Origin of the sequence: Candidatus Nitrosopumilus sp., from assembly GCF_965223225.1 — an archaeon.
In the GTDB taxonomy this organism is placed as follows: Archaea; Thermoproteota; Nitrososphaeria; order Nitrososphaerales; family Nitrosopumilaceae; genus Nitrosopumilus.
In genome coordinates this window covers 920,252-940,702 of record NZ_CBDCVU010000004.1, presented here as the reverse complement: position 1 = coordinate 940,702, position 20,451 = coordinate 920,252, and the positions used below count along the sequence as shown (strand labels likewise).

The 20,451-nt window shown below is 36.3% G+C and carries 20 protein-coding genes; 10 read left to right on the top strand and 10 right to left on the bottom strand.

Translation table 11 applies throughout. The features are described 5' to 3' along the window. The 5 genes from ACOQN3_RS06195 (at position 1) to ilvC (ending at position 3,951) form a co-directional block, all read left to right on the top strand. Complete coding sequence (locus tag ACOQN3_RS06195) at positions 1–753, top strand: DUF726 domain-containing protein (RefSeq protein ID WP_420545616.1); 753 nt, start codon at positions 1–3, stop codon at positions 751–753. 149 nt (positions 754–902) lie between these two features. Then, entirely contained in the window at positions 903–1,181 is a 279-nt protein-coding gene (locus ACOQN3_RS06190) for a hypothetical protein (protein ID WP_420545615.1), read from the top strand. Between the two features lie 90 nt (positions 1,182–1,271). Further along, the gene (locus tag ACOQN3_RS06185) at positions 1,272–2,216 is read left to right on the top strand and encodes an EF-Tu/IF-2/RF-3 family GTPase (protein WP_420545614.1); all 945 of its coding nucleotides are present in this window, start codon (positions 1,272–1,274) and stop codon (positions 2,214–2,216) included. Between the two features lie 38 nt (positions 2,217–2,254). Continuing rightward, positions 2,255–2,797: a nicotinamide-nucleotide adenylyltransferase gene (locus ACOQN3_RS06180; protein ID WP_420545613.1), complete on the top strand. Its 543-nt coding sequence runs from the start codon at positions 2,255–2,257 to the stop codon at positions 2,795–2,797. 122 nt (positions 2,798–2,919) lie between these two features. Further along, positions 2,920–3,951 carry a ketol-acid reductoisomerase gene (gene ilvC, locus ACOQN3_RS06175; RefSeq protein WP_420545612.1) on the top strand — a complete coding sequence of 344 codons (1,032 nt, stop codon included), beginning with the start codon at positions 2,920–2,922 and terminating at the stop codon, positions 3,949–3,951. 147 nt (positions 3,952–4,098) lie between these two features. On the opposite strand, the gene ACOQN3_RS06170 is transcribed toward ilvC, so the two are convergent. Beyond that, entirely contained in the window at positions 4,099–4,521 is a 423-nt protein-coding gene (locus tag ACOQN3_RS06170; protein WP_420545611.1) for a cobalamin B12-binding domain-containing protein, read from the bottom strand. Positions 4,522–4,599: 78 nt separating this feature from the next. Beyond that, positions 4,600–5,187 (bottom strand): hypothetical protein, encoded by a 588-nt coding sequence (locus ACOQN3_RS06165; protein WP_420545610.1) that lies wholly within the window; start codon positions 5,185–5,187, stop codon positions 4,600–4,602. A 220-nt stretch (positions 5,188–5,407) separates the two neighbouring features. On the opposite strand from ACOQN3_RS06165, the gene ACOQN3_RS06160 reads away from it, so the two are divergent. From ACOQN3_RS06160 to ACOQN3_RS06145, 4 genes are read left to right on the top strand one after another with little or no spacing between them, the layout of a single operon-like run. Continuing rightward, positions 5,408–7,915 carry a M1 family metallopeptidase gene (locus ACOQN3_RS06160; protein ID WP_420545609.1) on the top strand — a complete coding sequence of 836 codons (2,508 nt, stop codon included), beginning with the start codon at positions 5,408–5,410 and terminating at the stop codon, positions 7,913–7,915. Next, a complete protein-coding gene (locus ACOQN3_RS06155) occupies positions 7,908–8,318 on the top strand; it encodes a hypothetical protein (protein ID WP_420545608.1) in 411 nt (136 codons plus the stop codon). Before ACOQN3_RS06160 ends, ACOQN3_RS06155 begins: the two co-directional genes overlap by 8 nt. 44 nt (positions 8,319–8,362) lie before the next feature. Further along, positions 8,363–9,280: a methylmalonyl Co-A mutase-associated GTPase MeaB gene (gene meaB, locus ACOQN3_RS06150; protein WP_420545607.1), complete on the top strand. Its 918-nt coding sequence runs from the start codon at positions 8,363–8,365 to the stop codon at positions 9,278–9,280. Positions 9,281–9,287: 7 nt separating this feature from the next. Beyond that, complete coding sequence (locus ACOQN3_RS06145; RefSeq protein ID WP_420545606.1) at positions 9,288–10,898, top strand: acyl-CoA mutase large subunit family protein; 1,611 nt, start codon at positions 9,288–9,290, stop codon at positions 10,896–10,898. Between the two features lie 111 nt (positions 10,899–11,009). Here ACOQN3_RS06145 and ACOQN3_RS06140 read toward each other — a convergent pair whose 3' ends face one another. Beyond that, positions 11,010–11,534, bottom strand: coding sequence for a hypothetical protein (locus ACOQN3_RS06140; RefSeq protein WP_420545605.1), 525 nt, complete (start codon positions 11,532–11,534; stop codon positions 11,010–11,012). 156 nt (positions 11,535–11,690) lie between these two features. Here ACOQN3_RS06140 and mce point away from each other — a divergent pair, with 156 nt between their 5' ends. Further along, entirely contained in the window at positions 11,691–12,092 is a 402-nt protein-coding gene (gene mce, locus ACOQN3_RS06135; RefSeq protein ID WP_420545604.1) for a methylmalonyl-CoA epimerase, read from the top strand. Between the two features lie 8 nt (positions 12,093–12,100). On the opposite strand, the gene ACOQN3_RS06130 is transcribed toward mce, so the two are convergent. The 7 genes from ACOQN3_RS06130 to ACOQN3_RS06100 form a co-directional block, all read right to left on the bottom strand. Next, positions 12,101–12,658, bottom strand: coding sequence for a CBS domain-containing protein (locus tag ACOQN3_RS06130; RefSeq protein WP_420545603.1), 558 nt, complete (start codon positions 12,656–12,658; stop codon positions 12,101–12,103). A 473-nt stretch (positions 12,659–13,131) separates the two neighbouring features. Further along, positions 13,132–13,269 (bottom strand): hypothetical protein, encoded by a 138-nt coding sequence (locus ACOQN3_RS06125; protein ID WP_420545602.1) that lies wholly within the window; start codon positions 13,267–13,269, stop codon positions 13,132–13,134. Between the two features lie 302 nt (positions 13,270–13,571). Then, positions 13,572–16,247, bottom strand: a complete 2,676-nt coding sequence (gene ppdK, locus ACOQN3_RS06120) for a pyruvate, phosphate dikinase (RefSeq protein ID WP_420545601.1) — start codon at positions 16,245–16,247, stop codon at positions 13,572–13,574. A gap of 33 nt (positions 16,248–16,280) precedes the next feature. Continuing rightward, on the bottom strand, positions 16,281–16,937 hold the full coding sequence (gene tpiA / locus ACOQN3_RS06115) for a triose-phosphate isomerase (protein WP_420545600.1): 657 nt from the start codon (positions 16,935–16,937) through the stop codon (positions 16,281–16,283). 50 nt (positions 16,938–16,987) lie between these two features. Continuing rightward, on the bottom strand, positions 16,988–17,272 hold the full coding sequence (locus tag ACOQN3_RS06110; RefSeq protein ID WP_420545599.1) for a SemiSWEET family sugar transporter: 285 nt from the start codon (positions 17,270–17,272) through the stop codon (positions 16,988–16,990). A gap of 10 nt (positions 17,273–17,282) precedes the next feature. Continuing rightward, positions 17,283–19,841, bottom strand: a complete 2,559-nt coding sequence (locus tag ACOQN3_RS06105) for a DNA-directed DNA polymerase I (RefSeq protein WP_420545598.1) — start codon at positions 19,839–19,841, stop codon at positions 17,283–17,285. 4 nt (positions 19,842–19,845) lie between these two features. After that, positions 19,846–20,373 (bottom strand): deoxycytidylate deaminase, encoded by a 528-nt coding sequence (locus tag ACOQN3_RS06100; RefSeq protein WP_420545597.1) that lies wholly within the window; start codon positions 20,371–20,373, stop codon positions 19,846–19,848. Positions 20,374–20,451 lie beyond the last annotated feature (78 nt).

The following is a 20,451-nucleotide window of genomic DNA, read 5'->3' as shown; positions in this document are numbered from 1 at the left end:
ATGAAACCCATCCCCCGAATCTCAACTAGAGGTTATTATGATCGAAAAAATGGCAAGACTCTTTCTAAAAATTCGTTTTATCTCTATCCAAAAAAAGAATTTACAAAACTAATTGGCTCAAAGGAGATTACTATAATGATTCATGGTCTTAGAAATGACAATGCAGGGGCAATTACTAAAATTGTACTTGCACGAAATAGATTGCGTAAATTAGGATACAAACACCCTATAATCGGACTGAGTTATGACTCTAATACTATTGGTGTTCATCTTGCAAAGTATGCAAAAAGAGCACTTACTGCAGGACAAACTATCGCAATAAAAAATGGTAAAAATCTTGGATTGTTTATAGAGTATTTCAAAGAATCTAGTCCTAATACCAAGGTTAGGCTGATGGGACACTCTCTTGGCTCTCAGGTTATTTTGAGCACTTTGGAATACCTTGCAAAAAATAAAAAAAATTCAAACGTTGTTGAAAGTGTCTATCTGTTTGGCGCATCAATAACTGACGATATTCCTTCTTCAAAAAAATATGGCAAAATTCTTCAAGACATTGTCCACAAGAAAATTGTAAACTATTATGCTCCTACTGACGAGGTTCTTGCTTGGGCCCAGCGTGAAGAACATGTCAAAGGCCCACTTGGATTAAATGGCGCAATAGGAAATCCGATAAAAAAATATCGTCAAAAGTTGGTAAAGCCAAAAAACCATAGATTTGCAAACTATGCATCTGTTCTGAATTCGTTCCCGTAATCCTTTTTTATTTTATTCTTGCAAAATTACGTGCATTTTCTTCTAAATTTTTAAAAAAAACTGTAAATTTGAGAAGATCCTCCCACAGTATATGGTGACCAATTCGTTAAAAAATGGCTAAAATCTATTGCACAGAAACGGTTTAGAAAATGGATGATGACAAGTGTGATCTTTGTAAGGGTTCGGGAACTTTCTTGTCAAAACCATGCGTATACTGTAATGGTACTGGAGAATGGAATCAAGTCGCACAAGCTTATTTGAAAAATCATATCTGTCAATGTATTATTCTGGATAGAAAATATTGTCCTGTCTGCCAAAAACCATGCCATCACGATACGACTCTTTCCCCAAAACAAAAGATCGATCCTGGGTATGGCGGCATGTCTTCACCTGGTTCTACAGGTGGGCCTGAAATTGTGGCTTACTGAGTATTGTCTCTGATTGTTTTTCTCGAAATCGATTTAATTCTTGATTTTTAATACCAAATTTTCATATCAGTTGGCATTTTATATGGACTGTTGATTCTTGACGTATTGTCAAATGTCAAATCAATTAATTTTGTTGTTCTTGGAAAACAAGATGTAGCCGGAGATTTTGGAAAAAAGGGAACTGTCACTGATCTTTCACTTTATGACAGGAAAGAATCTGAAATAATAAAGACCTGGGTAACACCAAGTGGATTTCCTGACAAAATTCAGCCCTTGTTCCAGGCCATTAATCTGGCAGAGTATGTGATTTTTTATGTTGATAAGCTTGACAAATTTACTGGTGAACAGATACTTGCACTTGATTCTCTGAAAAAAGAAAAAGGCATTCTTACTCATACTTTTGATGTAGATGAATCAAAATTAAATTCTATGATAAAGGGAACTGTTGTTGAAAAATACATCCAAGTAGAACAAGACAAACTCAAAGAAGAAATGGACAAGATAGAACCCATTCTGTCTGAGGGTAATGCAGAAATGGTAATTGATCACTGTTTTGATGTTAAAGGTGTTGGAACTGTAATCCTTGGCAAGGTTACAAATGGAACACTAAAACAATATGATAACTTGAAGTTATTGCCAATGGCAAGTGACGTTTTGATAAAATCAATCCAAATGCATGATGATCCTGTGGAGGAATCCTTATCTCCTGCACGTGTTGGTCTTGCCGTAAAGGGTGTAAAACCTGATGATGTGGGCAGAGGTGACATGATTTGCGATGATTCAACGGCATTTGAATCAAAGACTGAAATTGAACTAGAATTTGAAAAGAATCCTTTCTACAAAAATGAAATCGCAGAAAACCAAGGGTGCCTGGTCAATATTGGTCTCCAAGTAAAAGCAGCAAAATTCCTCTCAATAATCCCTCTTAAACTAGCATTTGAAAAACCAATTGTCTGCAAAACAGGTCAGATTGCAGCGATTCTAAAACCTGAGTCTCCTACTATTAGGATTCTTGGAAGTGGGAAAATACTGTAGACTGATTTATTTAATAAAATCAAAAACAATGATTTATCATGCGAGGATTGATGATGGGTCGATTCCAACCCTTTCATAATGGTCATTTGGAATTAGTAAAACAAATTCTTGAAAAATGTGATGATGTAATTATTGCAATAACTAGTTCCCAGTTTAATTATCTCGAAAAGGATCCTTTTACTGCTGGAGAACGAATTGAGATGATTCATAATTCTCTTCGGGAATCATCTGTTGATTTGTCCAGATGCATTATTGTCTCCCTTGAAAATCAATTTAATATTTCGACATGGTCTTCTTATCTGAAAGCGTCGTTGCCTAGATTTGATAGAGTGTACAGTGGCAATAAATACGTCTCAATGCTTTTGTCTGATTCTGGAATAGAAGTGTCTGAGCCTGATTTTTTGGAGAAAACCAAATACAATGCTACCAAAATCCGTTTGATGATAATGACATCTGATGATAGGAATGAAGAATGGAAAGATCTGGTTCCAAATGCAGTCTATGTTTTTTTAAAAAGGATAAATGCAAAAAATCGACTAAACACAATTTCTAAATCTGACACAAATCCTACTGAACACTGATGAAACCTGTTCGCGCTTGTCCTGTTTGTCCTGAATGCGGTTCAAAGAAATTCATCAGGATACCTGGCGAAAATGTAACAGTAAAGTGTCGTTCTTGTGATAAGGTAATTCAAATCTAATTCATGGTTAATATTTGCAATACTTTGGATTTAGTTATGGCAAAAACATGGAAAGACAACGATATCAGCCTTGATCCTATTAAGGATCAAACAGTGGCTGTAATCGGTTATGGAATTCAGGGTGATGCACAAGCAAACAACATGAAAGACTCTGGTCTTAATGTTGTAATTGGCCTCAAAGAAGGCGGTAACAGCTGGAAAAAGGCCGAGGCAGATGGTCATAAGGTAATGTCTGTTGCTCATGCAACAAAACAAGCCGACATCATTCACATACTGATTCCTGATATGATTCAAGGCAAGGTATATGCCGATGAAATTGGACCAAATCTTTCTGAAGGAAAAGCATTGTCATTCTCTCATGCCGCTGCAATCTATTGGAAATGGATTGAGGCCCCAACAAATGTTGATCTTATTATGGTTGCACCAAAAGGGCCTGGCTCCAAAGTTCGAGAAACCTATCTTGAAAACTTTGGAACTCCTTCAATTGTTGCAGTAGAGCAAGACTTTACAGGAAAAGCTTGGGATAGAACACTTGGAATTGCAAAAGCAATAGGAAGTGCTCGTGCTGGACTAATCCAAACTTCTTTCAAAGAAGAAGTAGAAACTGATTGGTTTGGTGAACAGGCAGACTTGTGTGGAGGTGCAGCTTCAATGGTAACTAATGCATTTGAGACATTAGTTGAAGCAGGATATCAACCAGAAATTGCATATTTTGAAGTCTTACATGAACTAAAACTCATTGTGGATATGATTCAAAGATATGGGATTAACGGAATGTGGCGCCGTGTTAGTGAAACTGCCAGATATGGAGGTCTTACTCGCGGTCCAATGGTTATGGATGCTGCAAATAAAGAGAACATGAAGAAAGTACTTACCATGATTCAAGATGGAACTTTCAACAATGAATGGATTTCTGAATATCAGAAAAATGGAAAAGACGCCTTTGACAAATACATGAAACAATATGATGAACATCAAATTGAAAAAGTTGGCAAAGAAATGCGTAAAATGATGTGGCCTGATTCTACAGAATAAAATACAACAACAATATACCATCATTTATTTTTCAAAATTATTATTTTCTAAATTAATCGTGATTATCAAATCTCAATTGACTAATTTTATAACTAAATTTATTGAGAAATAGAAAAATATTTTCTGAGTTTTTCTTATGGACTAAATCTATAATTTTCTAAGCTTGGCCACACCTGTATTGATATGATCAATAATTGTGGGCAAAGGCGTACCTGGTCCAAAGACGTTGTCGACTCCAGCTTTTATCAACTGTTTGTGATCTATTTCTGGAATTACTCCGCCACCCACTACGAGGACATCGTTGATTCCTTTCTTTTTGAGGCTCTTGACTACTCTTGGGAATAATGTTCCATGAGCACCGTTAAGTAAACTCATTGCAATTGCATCCACGTCTTCATCTTCCGCAATCTGGGCAACTCTTTCTGGGGTTGTAAATAATCCGGAGTAAATTACTTCCATTCCTGCGTCTCTGAAAGCCCTACACAACACAAGTGCTCCTCTATCATGTCCATCAAGACCCAGCTTTGCAACTAGGATTTTGACATTTCTTGAGGCTGCTTTTTGTTTCATGATTACAATCTCTTATTTGGTATGTTTTAAATGCTTTATTTAATTTTCGAAATCCTTTAGTTCTGAGCTTAATTTTGACTAGTAATCATGTTCGCTAAAATCTTCTCCAAGCGGTATTGTGATTATCACCGTTGATTCAGTTTTTTGACAAGTCATCTTCGTATCTGGTAGGAATTCGTGAAATATTTCCTGCAACAATTGTTCTGTAAATGCAGACCAATTACTTCCTAACTCATGTTGTATGATAAAATGATGTAAAGGGCCTTCTACTCTATGATCTGATTTCATGCCTGAGGCCTTCATGTAGTCTTCTAATGTTTCAATACACCGTTTTAGATCGTATTTTCCTTTGATGAATAGAACTGTATTCTTTATGACTGGTTTTATCGTATCTATAATTTCGTTAATCTCATCTGAATTCATGTCTATGCCAAACATGTCTAGGATTTTTTTTGGCACAGGTATCATACCAATTTTTTCTGCAAATCTCTCCCACTGGACATATCTTTCTAGAATTTGTCTTGCCATTACATTGTGTGATACGTTTTTGTTTGCAGCCTCTGTTTCTATCTCTTCTATGAGGTTAACTGGCAGTCTGTAGGTAACAGTACGTGTTTTTTCTTTTTTTTGTGTATGCACTTGAGGTTTTATTTCGTCTGAATCCAATAGTCACATAATTGCGAAATCGAGTTTATTTAAACTGATTCCACTATGGTGAGAGTTATCTCCATTGCTCTCATGATTTTTTCCATCTATCAGAAATACTAATCCATTCATTTCCTTCGGATTTGATACGTTTTGGAATGATCATTATGATCCATGAAAGAATATTTTGAATTTTTCTCTATACTAAATCTACTTAAAGCGTTAACTGTGCATCTCAAACATGGATGTAGTACCATTAAACTATACTCTAACTTTTGAACCTGATCTGAAAAAATTCGTTTTTTTGGGAACCGAAAAAATCACAGTCGATTGTAAGAAAACTGTACACAAGATCTCTATGAATTGCGCTGAAATCAAAATCAATTCATGTACTGTTACTGATTCTCATGGAAATATGGTAAATTCTGTTGCCAAGACCAACGAAACAAAAGAGGAATTACAAATCAAACTATCTAAAAAAATTAAAGGCATATCTACCATTGAATTGGAATTTCAAGGAATCCTAAATGATAGACTACTTGGATTTTATCGTAGCCAATACAAGCAAAATGACAAAACAAAGTATCTTGCCACAACTCAATTTGAAGCTGCAGACGCAAGGCGTGCATTTCCTTGTTGGGACCAACCAGACGCAAAGGCAACATTTGAAATCTCAATAATTGCAGACAATGAATTTACTGCAATCTCAAACATGCCTGTAAAGTCCAAGAAAAAGTTGGGTAAAAAAACACTCTATACTTTTGGAAAAACTCCTGTGGTCTCAACTTATCTAATTTATCTTGGAGTGGGTGAATTTGAGTATCTTAGTGGAAAAATTGGCAAAGTTGCTATAAGAGTTGTAACGACAAAAGGCAACAAATCAAAAGGAAAATTCTCATTGGGACTGGGCAAAAAACTTTTGTCTTCATACGAAAAATATTTTGGAATAAAATATCCTCTACCGAAACTAGACCTTATTGCAGTTCCTGATTTTGCAGCAGGTGCGATGGAGAACTGGGGAGCAATAACATTTAGAGAGACTATTTTGCTTTATGATCCTAAAACATCTTCAACTAGAACTAAACAATTCATCGCAGAAGTAATCTCCCATGAGATTGCACATCAATGGTTCGGAAATCTTGTAACCATGAAATGGTGGAATGATTTGTGGCTCAATGAGAGCTTTGCTACATTTATGGCTACAAAGTTTGTCCACAAGTTCTATCCAGAATGGGATCTATGGAATCAATTTGTTGAAGATGCAATGAATGTTGCAATGGGAATTGACTCCCTTAATACAACCCACCCAATTGATGTTACAGTAAATTCTCCAGCAGAAATACGTGAAATTTTTGATGCAATCTCTTATGATAAAGGTGGCTGTGTTTTGCGAATGCTTGAACATTACGTGGGAGAACCAAACTTCCAGAAGGGCCTCAAAAAATATCTATCTGGATTCAAGTACAAAAATGCCAAGGGGCAAGACTTGTGGGATGCGATAGGAAAAGCATCTAAGATGCCTGTAACCTCGATGGTCCATACTTGGCTCAAACAACCTGGATTCCCACTGGTGGAAATAACCCAAGATGGAACCAATCTCAAACTCAAACAAAGACGATATCTCTTGGAGAATAACAAAAAATCAAACCGTAGAGGTCTGTGGTCTATCCCGATTTCCTTTGGATTGAAAAATGAGATTGCCAAGAAACTTTTCACTAAAAAGACCATGTCCGTAAAATTACCAAAAAATACAGTAGGATTTGTTGCAAACTATGGCCGAACAGGTTTTTACAGAGTAAAATATGATGAGGGAATCTTGCTTGATCTCAAAATGCTAGTCGATGAAAAACGACTTCCTGCAATTGATAGATGGGCAATTCAAAACGATCTTTATTCTCTATGTGTTTCTGGAGAAGAGCAAGTACACAATTACCTTGACTTTTCTGATGCATATTATGATGAAGACAGTTATCTTGCTACAGTCAATGTTGCACATAACTTGGCATCTTTGTATTTTCGTGCATTTGGAGAAAACTTTTCTGAAGAGATTCGCGGATACTCTGTTAATTACCTTAGAAAGATCCTATATGATCTTGGTTGGGAGCCCAAAAAAACTGACAAACACACTGATGCACTATTGCGTGGATTTGTAATACTTTCTCTTGCAAGAATGAATGATGATGAAGTAATTGAAGAATCTCTTAAGAGATACAAAAAATTCCTAAAATCCCCCACTTCGCTGTCTCCTGATCTGATAGAACCAATATGTGCTGTTGCTGCATGGGCTGGAGATGCAAAAACCCATGCAACTCTTACTAAACTTTACAAAAATGCAAAAACCATGGAAGAAAAATTACGATTTTTGGGCGCCTTGTGTGGTTTCCAAAATCCTCGATTGTTGAAAAAGACCCTTGACTTTTCACAAACACCTGATGTACGTTCCCAGAACATGCAGCTGCCTATAATGAAAGTGGCCGCAAATCCTTATGGTGACAAGATACTGTGGCCATGGCTTAAGAAAAATTGGAAAAAACTCAACAAAAAAGTCGGTCACGGAAACCCCTTGTTCAATAGGATTGTTGCAAGCATATCCTCTGTTGCAGACTCTACCATGGAAAAAGAAATAAAGAAATTCTTCAAAGAAAATCCCACCCCTGGTACAGAACGTACTCAAATGCAAACCCTTGAGCGAATCCGAATCAATTCCAAATTCTTGCGTTCTATGAGACACGAATTCAAAAATGGCTAAGAACCTAGGCCCTCCTATTGTTTTGGGCGTCATAACAATTTTGGCTCTGGTTTTTCTTACCGGGGGTGGAACAGATGACAAAAACGAGCTCCGGGAGACCTTTGAGGTAAATGCTGTATACTATGATTCAGGACATGTTGAGGTTTCATATCTTGACAAATCTGATAGCACTGAACTAGTCGTAATGGAAGTTCTTGGTATGGAAGAATCATTTCAGAAAAAGTACGGTGCAGAATCTGAATTTATAGAAATAATTCCATTTCCAAACACTCCAAAATATGGTTGGGAAATCCATCCGATAGTTATAGAAGTTGATCATGCTGAATTTGGTCATATTCAGATTAAAACCGAAATACGACCTCTAGGTGAACCTGAAGCACCTGTGATCTATTCTAGATCCTAGCACATACACAAGATTTTATTGCGCCTCTAAAACCATATTCTGTAATGGATTTGTTGGCAGACCTAAAAAAAGGCAAACGTGGTGCAATTGCAAAAGCAATCACCATAATTGAAAATGATCAAACTGAATCAAAAAAATTACTCAAAAAAATATTCAAAGATACTGGTAATTCAATTGTAATTGGGATTACTGGACCTGCAGGTGCAGGTAAAAGTTCCCTAATTAACAAAACTGCAGTTGCAATGAAAAAACTAAAGACCAAACCTGCAGTTCTTGCAGTTGATCCTACCAGTCATGTTACAGGTGGTGCTATTCTTGGAGATCGAGTAAGAATGAGTGAGTCAACTGATTCTGGAACTTATATTCGAAGTATTGCCTCACGTGGGGCAACAGGAGCAGTATCAAGGTCATTGCGAAACAGCGTCAGGGTGTTGGAGTATTCTGGATTTAACCCGATAATTATTGAGAGTGTGGGTGCTGGACAGACTGAGGTTGAAATCTCCAACATCGCAGACATTACGGTAGTTGTTTTTAACCCTCATACTGGGGATAGCATTCAGACAATCAAGGCTGGACTCACTGAAATTGGTGACATCTACTTGGTAAACAAAAGTGACTTAAGTGGAACTAATCAGCTTTTTGATGCAGTCTTGGACTTTATTGGAGATTCTGAAAGAAATCCCAAAATACTCAAAACCTCTGTAAAAAAGAACACCGGAATAGAAGAGTTTGCCAAGGTCCTCAAAGATTTGATGAATTCTAAAAAGAAGACAAAGACTGAGAAAAATCAAGAACGCCTTGAAACAGAACTAAAGGATATCATTTTAAATAACCTCAAAGAAAAGATTGATGATATGTTAGATTCTAATACAAACTATTCTAAATATCTAAAAAAATTACAAGCAAAAAAAATTGATCCATTTGAAGCAGGAGATAAAATTACAAAATCTTTACTAAAGTGATTATGATATGGCAACGACAAAGAAAAAATCTGTTTCAAAATCAAAGGAACCTGAGAAAAAAATCTTTACCGACTCAAATTTTCCTGTAAAAAGAATTTACAATAAATCTACCAAAAAACGTCCTGCTGAAGACTCTGGCAAGTATCCGTTCACCAGAGGAATTCATCCTGGAATGTATCGTGATAGATTTTGGACCATGAGACAATATTCTGGGTTTGGTGATGCTAAACTCACAAATGAGCGATTCAAATTCATGCTGGAGAAAGGACAGACAGGCCTTAGTATGGCATTTGATCTGCCAACCCAGATCGGTTATGACTCTGATTCTCCACAAGCAGAAGGTGAAGTTGGAAAAGTAGGCGTGTCAATTACTTCCATAAAAGACATGATGACTGCCTTTGATGGAATCCCTCTTGGAAAGGTCAGCTCTTCAATGACAATTAATTCTACTGCATCTACACTTCTTGCATATTATATTGCAGTTGGTGAATCTCAAGGATTCAAGAGTAACGAACTGCGTGGAACAACACAAAATGATATCCTCAAGGAATACATTGCAAGAAATACCTACATTTATCCTCCTCAACCCTCAATGCGTCTGATTGGAGACATGATTGGATATTGTGCAGAACACGTGCCTTCTTGGTATCCTGTATCAATATCTGGTTATCACATGAGAGAAGCAGGATGTACTGCAACCCAAGAAGTTGCATTTACTCTTGCAAATGCAATAGCTTACATTCAAACATGTATTGACAAAGGACTGAAAATCGATGACTTTGCTCCTCGTCTTTCATTTTTTTTCTGTTGTACCATAGAGTTCTTCGAAGAAGTTGCAAAGTTCAGAGTTGCAAGAAAAGTTTATGCAAAAATCCTCAAAGAAATGTTCCATGCAAAAAACCCCCGCTCTATGCAGCTGAAATTCCATACTCAGACTAGTGGTGAATCTCTAACTGCACAACAACCTGACAATAACATCGTCCGAGTGGCAATTCAAACTATGGCTGCAGTAATGGGTGGAACCCAATCACTTCATACCAATTCTAGAGATGAGGCACTTGCATTGCCTACTCAAGAATCTGCAAAAATTGCCCTTAGAACACAGCAGATCGTAGCACACGAGAGTGGAGTTACAAAGACTGCAGATCCTATGGCTGGCTCTTACTATCTTGAGGAACTATGTGATCAGATTGAAGACGGTGTGTGGAAGTATCTTAAGAAAATTGAAAAAATGGGCGGCTCTGTAAAGGCAATTGAGAAAGGATTCTTCCAATCTGAAATTAGACAAAATGCCTACCGACTGAAAAAAGAAGCAGATGATGGTGAACGTATACTAGTTGGGGTAAACAAATACTCTGAGGAAGAAAAACAACCTGATTTGCTTAGAATTGATGATAGAATCGAGATTCAACAAAGAAAAGCCCTCAAAAAACTACGAGACTCTCGTGATAAGAAGAAATGGGAAAATGCACTATCTGCAATGGAGAGTGCAGCTGACACTGATGAGAATCTTATGCCTTACATAATTACTTCTGCCAAGGCAATGGCCACAACTGGTGAAATAAGCAACACATTCAGAAAAGTCTTTGGTGAATACAGACCAAAAGAAGTCTTCTAGAATTTTTTTAAAGATTTTATTCTAGATTCGAATTTTTAAAAATTTTCCTGTTTGTGTTATCTGGAAATTGATCTAAGATTTTTAAAAAATAAAAATAAGACAAATGGAAAGTTAATTTCCATAAATTTTGATTTTCTCTGTTCCTGCAAAGAATTCGATGGTAACATTGGAGCCTGAAACAACAACATCGTCCCATTCTTCTCCGTCCACCAAAACCAATCCGATTGATTCTTCTGTAATGTTTGAGTTCATTATCTTGATTTTTCCGTCGTTTTCAGCTTGTAGATAAATTACAATTTTTCCAGAATCCTTGACGTATTTGGAATTTTGAATTGTAGCGCCTGAAATCTCTACTGCTGTACATCCAGCTCCTGTTTGAATGGAGTTGCTTCCACATCCGCTAGATGCTGTCTCTGATTTTGTTTGGGTACCTTTTTGTGGTTTTTCCTCCCCTTCTTCTGTACTTATTTCAGAGCAGAGTCTATCCCCACATACTATTGCCTTTGTGGCACTCCCATACTTTTGATTGTATGTGCCACTAGACTTCTTTGCGTCCACAGAGTCAATTCCAACTCCCATTGTCATTACCGAGACAATGGCAACCATTAGAAATATTGTTGAAATCCTTTTCTGCATACTATTTTCGGCTAAAAATCTACCATTTAAACTGGATCTTAATTTCCAGAGCAAACAAACTCAAATTAATGGAAAACTTTGTGAAATTCATACTTTGGGCTTTTTTCAAAATATCTTATTGTAACTAATTAATACTGTTGATTCCTTGTATTTTTGATGAAAATCGACCACATAGCAATTGCTGTGAATAACGTAGAGGAATCTGCTAAAGTCTATCAGCAGGCACTGGGAGTTGAGGAAGTTGAATTTGAAACGGTAGAGACAGAAGGTGTCAAGGTTGCCATCATTCATTTGGAAAATGGACGAATTGAATTGATGCAGCCTACCAATGACCAAAGTCCTATCAAAAAATTTCTTGATAAGAAAGGTCAGGGATTACACCACATGGCATTAGAAACTGGAAACATTGAGGGCGAAGCCCAGAGAATGGAAGGCTGCGGAGTTCAATTCCTTGGTAAGATAAGACCTGGCTCTGCTGGAACTAAAGTCACCTTTATTCATCCAAAATCCCTTGAAGGCGTCTTGGCAGAATTGTGTGAACACCCCTCTGCTAGCTAACCCAATTTTTATTCCATCATTTTTAGGGTATCTGAAGCTGTGATGATCCCAACTACTTTGGATTTTTTTGATACCAGAATGCATTTTGAATATCTAATCAGTGGAACAAGAACGTTTGCCGGCGTGTCAAAATCCACAATTGGAGGTATTGGGTCCATCGTATCTGATATCTTGGCTTTCTTTAATTCTGCCTCCCCTAAATCTACCAGGTGCTTTACAATGCCGTCTTCTGATATTACTCCGACAATCTCTGTATTGCTAAAAACTGGAATTTGACTAATTGACAATTCATGCATCTTTTTGATGGCATCATGTAGGGTTTGAGTTGGTTTTATCTTTACGATATCTTTGCTGCAAAAATCTCCCGCAGTGTGTGATGATGATTTTCCTTCTAAATTCGCAAGATTGTCAAAAATCCTTTTTGCTGTCTCATAACTCGGTTGGCTCCGACCTGATTCTATTTGATTAATCATTGATGTGCTAACTCCTGCCATTGCGGCTAGTTTTTTCTGAGTGATTCCTATCTTGAGTCTTATCTGTTTTATTGAGTCAATACGTGGAAGCAATTTAACTAGAATCAGGTAATTGTTTTTGTTATATTAAATTTGTAGAAGTAACCAATGAACATTTGATAGATATGTTACTACCTCCTAATAACTCCCACAACATATGCCTCAAAATAACTCAATTCGCTTAGATCTTGATATTTGCGTTCAAAGCCTTGGACGGGATTATGAGAATCAGTTCAAAGCCCCAGAAATTTAGAAAAATAGGATGTTGTATACCACGATTCAAACTAGACCTGAACTAAGACAATAAAGTTCGTATCTAAAAAACCAGGATTTCTAGATGGTCCGTATTAGAAAATCTATATTCAGTTACTAGTTACCAAAGATCCTAGTACATTCTGTTCGTAAAAATTGGAATAGTGTATTCAATTTTTTGACTGCGGAGTAAAAAATGACTAAAAAACATCAGGTATGGGAAAACAGTCAAGCTACAAAAAGTTGTCCAAAATAGTACTGATTCCCCATTCAAACTATATCCAACCTGTCTTCTTTTTGAAATTGTGAAGCATCTCCATTACTGAAATTATTTCTCCGTCACCTTCAGTTATTGCATAATTATTGGTGACAAACTCTATCTCAGGGGATGCGATTCGTTCCCATTCTGTCATTATCTCTTTCTATGACTCGTATTGGCATAACTCGTCTGGAAGATTCAGAATTCAACTGGCAATCTTTTCGCCTTCTTTCTCAACAATCTTGTCGATAAACTGAGGATCCTCTGGATAAGATTCCAGTCTTTTGTTTTGAATAAGGACAAACGCCTTGCAAACATTGGATTCTTTTCCTTCTCAGGAATTTTTGGGAAATATTTTGTTGATGCCCAAATCCTCAACTTGACATCAAGAGTCTTGAAATCGCGATGACATAGTAGGAATGTTATTTCTGCAAATTAATCACAGAAAAATTGATTCTATTTTTTCTTGTTCTTTGATTTGGTCTTTTTTGGATTCTCTATGGCTGCTTGTGCTGCTGCAACTATTGCAATTGGGATTCTGTGTGGTGATGCACTGACGTAGCTTAGACCTGCCTTGTGGCAGAACTTGATAGAGTTTGGATCTCCCCCATGCTCTCCACAAATTCCTATTTCCATATTCTTTCTCACCTTGCGCCCGTTTGAGATCCCTATCTGCATCAAACTGCCAACACCGTTTACGTCAATTGACTGGAATGGATTTCTTTCAAGTATTTCTTTTTCAAGATATTCTGGAAGGAATTTACCTTCAACATCTTCTCTGCTGAAACTAAAAGTTCCTTGTGTAAGATCGTTGGTACCAAAACTAAAGAACTCAGCAGTCTCTGCAAGCTCATTTGAGGTGAGTGCTGCTCGGACTACTTCAATCATAGTTCCAAAGTTTATCTTTAATTTCATCTTGTTTTCTTTTTCCACTTCTTTTTTGATGGTGTCGTAAATCTTCTTGATGTGATTTAGTTCTGTAACACTGCTAATCTGTGGAACCATTATCTGTGGATGTGCATTGACTTTTTTCTTTGTTAATTCGACTAGTGCTTCAAATACTGCTCTGATTTGCATTTCATAAATTTCTGGATATGTGATTCCTACTCTGACTCCTCTATGACCCATCATTGGGTTGATCTCGGCAAGTTCTCTTGCTCTCTTTAGGACTTTTTCTGAATTCTTAATTTCTTCAGATGAGTTGTTACCTTCTAGTTTACGAATATTTTCTGCTAATTCTTCTGGGTTTGGCAAGAATTCATGTAGAGGTGGATCCAATAGTCTGATTGTTACTTCATATCCTTCCATTGCTTTTAGAATTTCTACAAAGTCACTTTTTTGTAATTGGCCTAATTTTTTGAGAATTTCATTTCTGTCCTCAATGGTTTCAGCCATTATCATCTCTACAAAAAGTCCTATTCTGTCTTTTCCGTTAAACATTCTTTCTGTTCTACACAGACCAATTCCTTGTCCTCCAAATTCTCTTGCAAGTTTTGCTCCTTCTGGAGTGTCAGCATTTGCTCTGATTCCTATACTCTTAGATTTTTGAGACCATTCTAGTATCTTCTTAAAGTCTAAGTTAATTTTAGGTTCGACTGTAGGTATGTCTCCTACGTACACGATGCCCGAACTTCCGTCAATTGTGATGGCATCTCCTTCATTGACTGTTTTTCCATTTGCAGTACACTGCTTGTTATCATAATTGATTTTCAAATCAGAACATCCGACAATACATGGTTTGCCCATTCCACGTGCTACAACTGCAGCATGTGAGGTTTTTCCTCCTCTGCTTGTTAGAATTCCTACTGATTCAAAGAATGCCGGAACATCTTCGGGTTTGGTTTCTTCTCTGATTAAGATGACTCTTGTACCTTGTTCGCCCATCTCAGTTGCTCTTTTAACATCAAATACTGCAATTCCACTTGCTGCACCTGGGGATGCTGCGATTCCTTTTGCTAGTTGTTCATAGTTTTTGATTGCACTTGGGTCAATTGTCCTATGAAGCAGTTGTTCTAATTGTTCTGCTTGTAGTCTTGTAATTGCTCTGTTTTTATCAATTAGTTTTTCTTTAACCATGTCTACTGATGTCTTTACCATTCCTACTGCATTCATCTTTGCATTTCTTGTTTGTAGAAGGTAGAATTTTCCTTGCTCAATTGTAAACTCTATGTCTTGTGGTTCTTTGTAGTGTTTCTCTAATTTTTTGCAAGTGTCTGCAAGTTGCTTGTATGATTTTGGCATGTCTTTTTTCATTTGATCAACTTGTTTTCCTGTTCTTACACCTGCTACCACGTCTTCACCTTGTGCATTGATCAAATATTCTCCGTAAATCTGATTTGTTCCGTCACCTGGATTTCTTGTAAATACTACTCCTGTGGCACTGTCATTTCCCATGTTTCCAAATGCCATTGATACAATGTTTACTGCAGTACCATCTGCAATGTCCTTTGTGATGTTGTTTTTCTCTCTGTACACTAATGCTCTTTCTCCAATCCAGCTTCCAAACACTGCTTTGATTGCAAGCTCAACTTGTTCTGTTGGGTCTGCGGGGAATTTTCTACCTGTATGTTTTTCACATATTTTTTTGTATTGTGTAACTACATCTTTTAGTGATTCAACTGTTAATGCACTGTCTTCTGTTACTCCTTGTTTTTCTTTTGCAGAATCTAGTACTTTGTCAAAATTTGTATCTTCTACGTTGAAGACGACTTTTCCAAATAATTGGATGAATCTTCTATAAGAGTCCCATGCAAATCTCGGGTTTTTACTTTTTTTTGCCAACCCTTCTACTGTGTCATCGTTTAATCCTAAGTTCAGGATTGTATCCATCATTCCTGGCATGGATATTGCTGCCCCAGATCTAACTGATATTAGCAATGGATTGGAATTTGAGTTCCATTTCTTTCCTGTTTTCTTTTCAATTTTTGCAATGTTTTTCTTTACTTCTGCCATGAGAGTTTTTGGTAATTTTTTACCATTCTCATAGTATTTTTTACACACTTCAGTTGTGATTGTAAATCCTGGTGGTACTGGGAGTTTTAGTTTGGTCATCTCACATAAACCCGCACCTTTGCCTCCTAGGAGCTTCTTGTTTTTACCGTCTCCTTCATCATAAAAATAAACTTGTTTCATTTTTTACGATTAACCAGTCACAAAAAGGGGGTATTAAACCATTGACTTGGCAAATTCTGACATTATTTTGTCCCAATTTTTGGATTTTACAATTCCACTAGCAACTAAGATCCCTTTAGATCCCAATTCAACAGCTTTTGAAACATCTTCTCCTGAAACTATTCCTGCGCCGCAAAGTAGCTTTGTTTTGTTTTTTGCACTTTTTACTGCTACTGCTGCTTTTGTAATCAGCTCTGGTTTTTCAGTTGACACTGCTTTGCCAGATCCAATCAGCTCTGGAGGTTCAATTGCAATGTAATCTGGATTAATCTTGGCATATTTTCTAGCTTCTGCAACATCTTTCACACAGAGAATTGAGATCATCTTCAATTCTTTTAATTTAAGAACTAATTTCTTGATGTCTTTGCTTGGTATTCTGTGTTCGCTGTGATTTATTAGAGAACCTTTCACTCCTGATTTTTTTAACAATTCTGGGACAATGAACCCCGTTGTGCTTCCAATTTTTGAATCATCAATATGTTGTGCTAGAATTGGAATTGAACTTTTTGATACAACTCCAATGAGATGCTGTGGAGGTGCAATTGCAACTTTAACTTTGAATTTCTTTGAGATTTTTTCTGCAGTCTTTACAAACTTGATAATTTTATCGCCAGAAATTTCTTCATAGTTTTTACAGTTTATTACAAACATTTTGATTAATCTCACCCCTTATGCATTCTATTTAATTCTTGATTGAATTTCTATTGTGTTCTTTTCAATCTATCATATCTCTTCTTCATTCCTAGTACTATCATCATCAAAACTATGGCTGCAATGTTTGTGCCTATGATAAAAACATCTGAAACCACAAATCCGTAAATTAACCACAAAATGGCGCCTGCAGAGATGAAAATCATGAGAAATTTTGAAACGTCTTTGAGGCTTTTTGTTTTGTAACCTTTGTAGATTTGTTCAACCCAACCAGTTAAGATCAATATTCCTGCTGCTATTCCCAATAGGGTTAGCAATCCTCCATCAATTTCCATTTATTTCACATTAATTCCAGAAAAATTCGTCTAATCCTGTCTGTTTTGGTTTTCCTAACATTGTATCAAAATCCAAATCCATTGATGATGTTATTTGTTCAAGTGTTGATTCCATAAATTCCATGTATTTCTTTGAATCAATTTCTTCTTTTCTTGCTAGTTCTAATGGTTTTACTCCTGGTTTGTTTAAAATTTTAATAAATGAAATTCTGTCTCCTTTCTTTACTTCTCTTATTGTTTCAAGTTGTTTTGCAGCCCTAATGTGCTGTGGAATTGTTTTTGTATATTCTGATGGTGCTTTGCTTAACATTACATTAAAAGTCAAGTCTTCCAGTGGTATCTCTTTTTCTTGCACCTTTTTACCGCATACTGCAATTTTATTTGAGATAGTTTTCTTTGCGTTTTCAAAGTCTTCAATTGATTCTACTTTGGATAGAACATCAAGTAATTCATAAAATAGTTTTTTTATGAATGGGGGCGTATGAGACTTTTTTCCTGTTAATCCTTTAACATCTACTTTGCCACTTTTTGTTACTCCAAGATAATTTTTCTTTCTGTTACTTAGTACACAATATCTGTATGATTTGTCAATTTCTAAATCTACACCATGATCTTTTTTTGCTTGTTCTATTACTTGTTGTATTTGTTGTTCTGATGGATTTTTGATAAAAAGTGAATCTGTATCTCCGTAGAGAACTTCTATACCTGCTGCTTCACATTTTTTAATTGTCTCTAAAATTGTGTATCTTCCAATTGCAGTTGTAGCTTCTGCTGCAGGAAGAAAATACAGCGGAAATATTTCAGCTCCCATTACGCCATAGCTTGCATTAAGAATAACTTTGAGTGCTTGGCTGACTACTGTGTATTGCTGTCTTTGTTCTTCAGTTAGAGTTTCCTTCTTTGATAGGCTTTTGTAATAATTTACTCTTAGGTCCCGTAATGAACCAATAATCATTGATGTTATTCCATTTTTCTTTGAACACGTCCAGTGATTTGTTTGCGGAATTGTATTTTTTTTACATTCTTCGTGAGCACACCTTACTGTTTCATATGACAAATTTCTTACCTTGATTATGCTTGGATACAGGCTCGCAAAGTCCATAACTACTACATCAAAATGAATTCCTTCCTTTGGTTCTACTACCAGGCCTCCTCTGTATTTTTTATCCTTGATTACGGCATCTGACATTACTCCTTCTGATCTTCTTTGTAGTTCCTCTCTTTTTGGAATCAAGCTGTTTTTCTGCCTGTGCTCATAATACAACAAACTCCTGATCCATTGTGATACTCCCATTCTTGCAATGTCGTCAATGGGCATTCGACCTATTCTTGCAATGATTACAAGCAAATTCATGAGCAAATCGCTGTTAAAACTTGTCAGCTCATACGTTAGCAGAGCATCATTGTAACAATAGTTTGCAGTTTGATATAATGTCAATTCATCAAACTCTAAACCATAGTCTATCTTCTCTTTTCCAAGTAATGCCTTTGAGACGCTGTTAAGTGAAAAATCTGTATACTTTTGACTAAATGCATAGATTTGAAAAGAGCGATTAGATAAAGTTCTGTACAAGTCAAGATGTACTCCTTGTTTGAGAGTTGCCGAATCTCTCATCATGTACAAGGGATTATCTGAATTCTTAATCCCTAATCTTTCTGCTCTGTTGTAAAGATATGGCAAATCAAATTCATCGCCATTGTATGTTATTACAAATGGAAATTCTTGAATTATGTTAAAGGCATCTTGTATCATCTCTTTTTCTTTTTCCAAGTCATAAAATACAACTCTGATGTTATTGTCAAGCTCGTTTACTCCTTGATCTGTGTCTTTTGTTTTTAAAACAAATATTTGATCAAATCCATCTGTCCCTTTCAGTCCGATTGCAGTCACTTTTTTTTCAGCTACTTTTGGATCTGGAATTCTTCCTATTTCTGCTTCAACCTCAATGTCTACACTTAGTCTCTTTATTTTTGGAATTGGTTGGTTTAACAGGTCTGCCCACTCTGATATGAAATCTTTGAATCCTTGGGAGTCAACCATGCTTTCACTATCGACTTTGTCCCACAACAAACTCTTCAATGCAATCTTTACTTCATCTGAAATTTCTAAATCATGAGGAATTATCTTTCCTCCTTTTACCTCGTAGTATTTTCCAATGATTAATTTTCTATCATAAAGATAATTTTCATAATATTTTATGTCTGATTCCCATGTCTCAATTATGTTTCTAATACTCTTATCTCCTGTGGTACCTCCAATTGCAAGTGGATCTGCTACTGTAATTTTAGACATGTCAATTTCTTGATCTTTTATCAGGTCAAATCTCTTGACTGATTTTATTTCTAAAACATCGTCTCTGTCATCCAGAAAGTCTAACTCGTCAGGGGCTAATTTTGAATAGCAGTAGGGTTTGTGTCCTGTTTCATCTTTCCATAGGAATAATTTTTGCGATTCAGGCTCGTAAAATTTTAGCATTGCTGATTTTGAGTTATTGTCATATGTTGCTGAAACTAACATTGATGGAGGCATTGTTTGTAAATTAGTGGTTTCTCCAACGGCAACTTGCATCTTATCACACTACACTTTCATATTTGCTAACCAGTTCTTTTGCCCATTTTGAAATTTTTGATTTTTCTAACTGAACAACTTCTACTCCAGCTTCCTTTAACAAATCAAAATCTGTTTCAGGATAAGAGTCAAGACAGACAAATTTCCTGATTCCAATTGTTATTGCCATTTTTGTACATTCTAGACATGGGACAAATGTGGTATACAAGACAGCACCATCTATCCCAGCTTCAATCCCTAAAATTGCGCAATGCATGATTGCATTTGCTTCTGCATGATTGCATAGACATCTGTCAAGTGAAGCTCCAGATTCTAATTTTCCTTCCATTCTTAGTTGACACCTTTTACAACCTCCATCAAAGCAATTTTTGATTCCTGGAGGTGTGCCATTGTATCCTGTAGCTAATTGCCTGTGATTTCTAACAATTACTGCTCCTACTTGTCTTGTAATACAGTTTGATCTTAACTTTGCAAGTTCTGCTTGAAGCATAAAATATTCATCCCAGTTTGGTCTGTTAAATGAACCACTCACAAAGATGCTGTTTTTCTGTTCAATATATGGATCACGTTGTTTTGGAATTTCTTGCGATCAAAAACTGCATGAATTTTT

Bases quoted from the DNA above. Each gene is read 5' to 3' on its own strand.
- ACOQN3_RS06125 (WP_420545602.1), bottom strand. From the start codon at position 13,269: ATGACAGAATGGGAACGAATCGCATCCCCTGAGATAGAGTTTGTCACC.
- mce (WP_420545604.1), top strand. From the start codon at position 11,691: ATGAAAATCGACCACATAGCAATTGCTGTGAATAACGTAGAGGAATCT.
- tpiA (WP_420545600.1), bottom strand. From the start codon at position 16,937: ATGTTTGTAATAAACTGTAAAAACTATGAAGAAATTTCTGGCGATAAA.
- ACOQN3_RS06180 (WP_420545613.1), top strand. From the start codon at position 2,255: ATGCGAGGATTGATGATGGGTCGATTCCAACCCTTTCATAATGGTCAT.
- ilvC (WP_420545612.1), top strand. From the start codon at position 2,920: ATGGTTAATATTTGCAATACTTTGGATTTAGTTATGGCAAAAACATGG.
- ppdK (WP_420545601.1), bottom strand. From the start codon at position 16,247: ATGAAACAAGTTTATTTTTATGATGAAGGAGACGGTAAAAACAAGAAG.
- ACOQN3_RS06190 (WP_420545615.1), top strand. From the start codon at position 903: ATGGATGATGACAAGTGTGATCTTTGTAAGGGTTCGGGAACTTTCTTG.
- ACOQN3_RS06140 (WP_420545605.1), bottom strand. From the start codon at position 11,534: ATGCAGAAAAGGATTTCAACAATATTTCTAATGGTTGCCATTGTCTCG.
- meaB (WP_420545607.1), top strand. From the start codon at position 8,363: ATGGATTTGTTGGCAGACCTAAAAAAAGGCAAACGTGGTGCAATTGCA.
- ACOQN3_RS06145 (WP_420545606.1), top strand. From the start codon at position 9,288: ATGGCAACGACAAAGAAAAAATCTGTTTCAAAATCAAAGGAACCTGAG.
- ACOQN3_RS06195 (WP_420545616.1), top strand. From the start codon at position 1: ATGAAACCCATCCCCCGAATCTCAACTAGAGGTTATTATGATCGAAAA.
- ACOQN3_RS06105 (WP_420545598.1), bottom strand. From the start codon at position 19,841: ATGCAAGTTGCCGTTGGAGAAACCACTAATTTACAAACAATGCCTCCA.
- ACOQN3_RS06160 (WP_420545609.1), top strand. From the start codon at position 5,408: ATGGATGTAGTACCATTAAACTATACTCTAACTTTTGAACCTGATCTG.
- ACOQN3_RS06155 (WP_420545608.1), top strand. From the start codon at position 7,908: ATGGCTAAGAACCTAGGCCCTCCTATTGTTTTGGGCGTCATAACAATT.
- ACOQN3_RS06170 (WP_420545611.1), bottom strand. From the start codon at position 4,521: ATGAAACAAAAAGCAGCCTCAAGAAATGTCAAAATCCTAGTTGCAAAG.
- ACOQN3_RS06110 (WP_420545599.1), bottom strand. From the start codon at position 17,272: ATGGAAATTGATGGAGGATTGCTAACCCTATTGGGAATAGCAGCAGGA.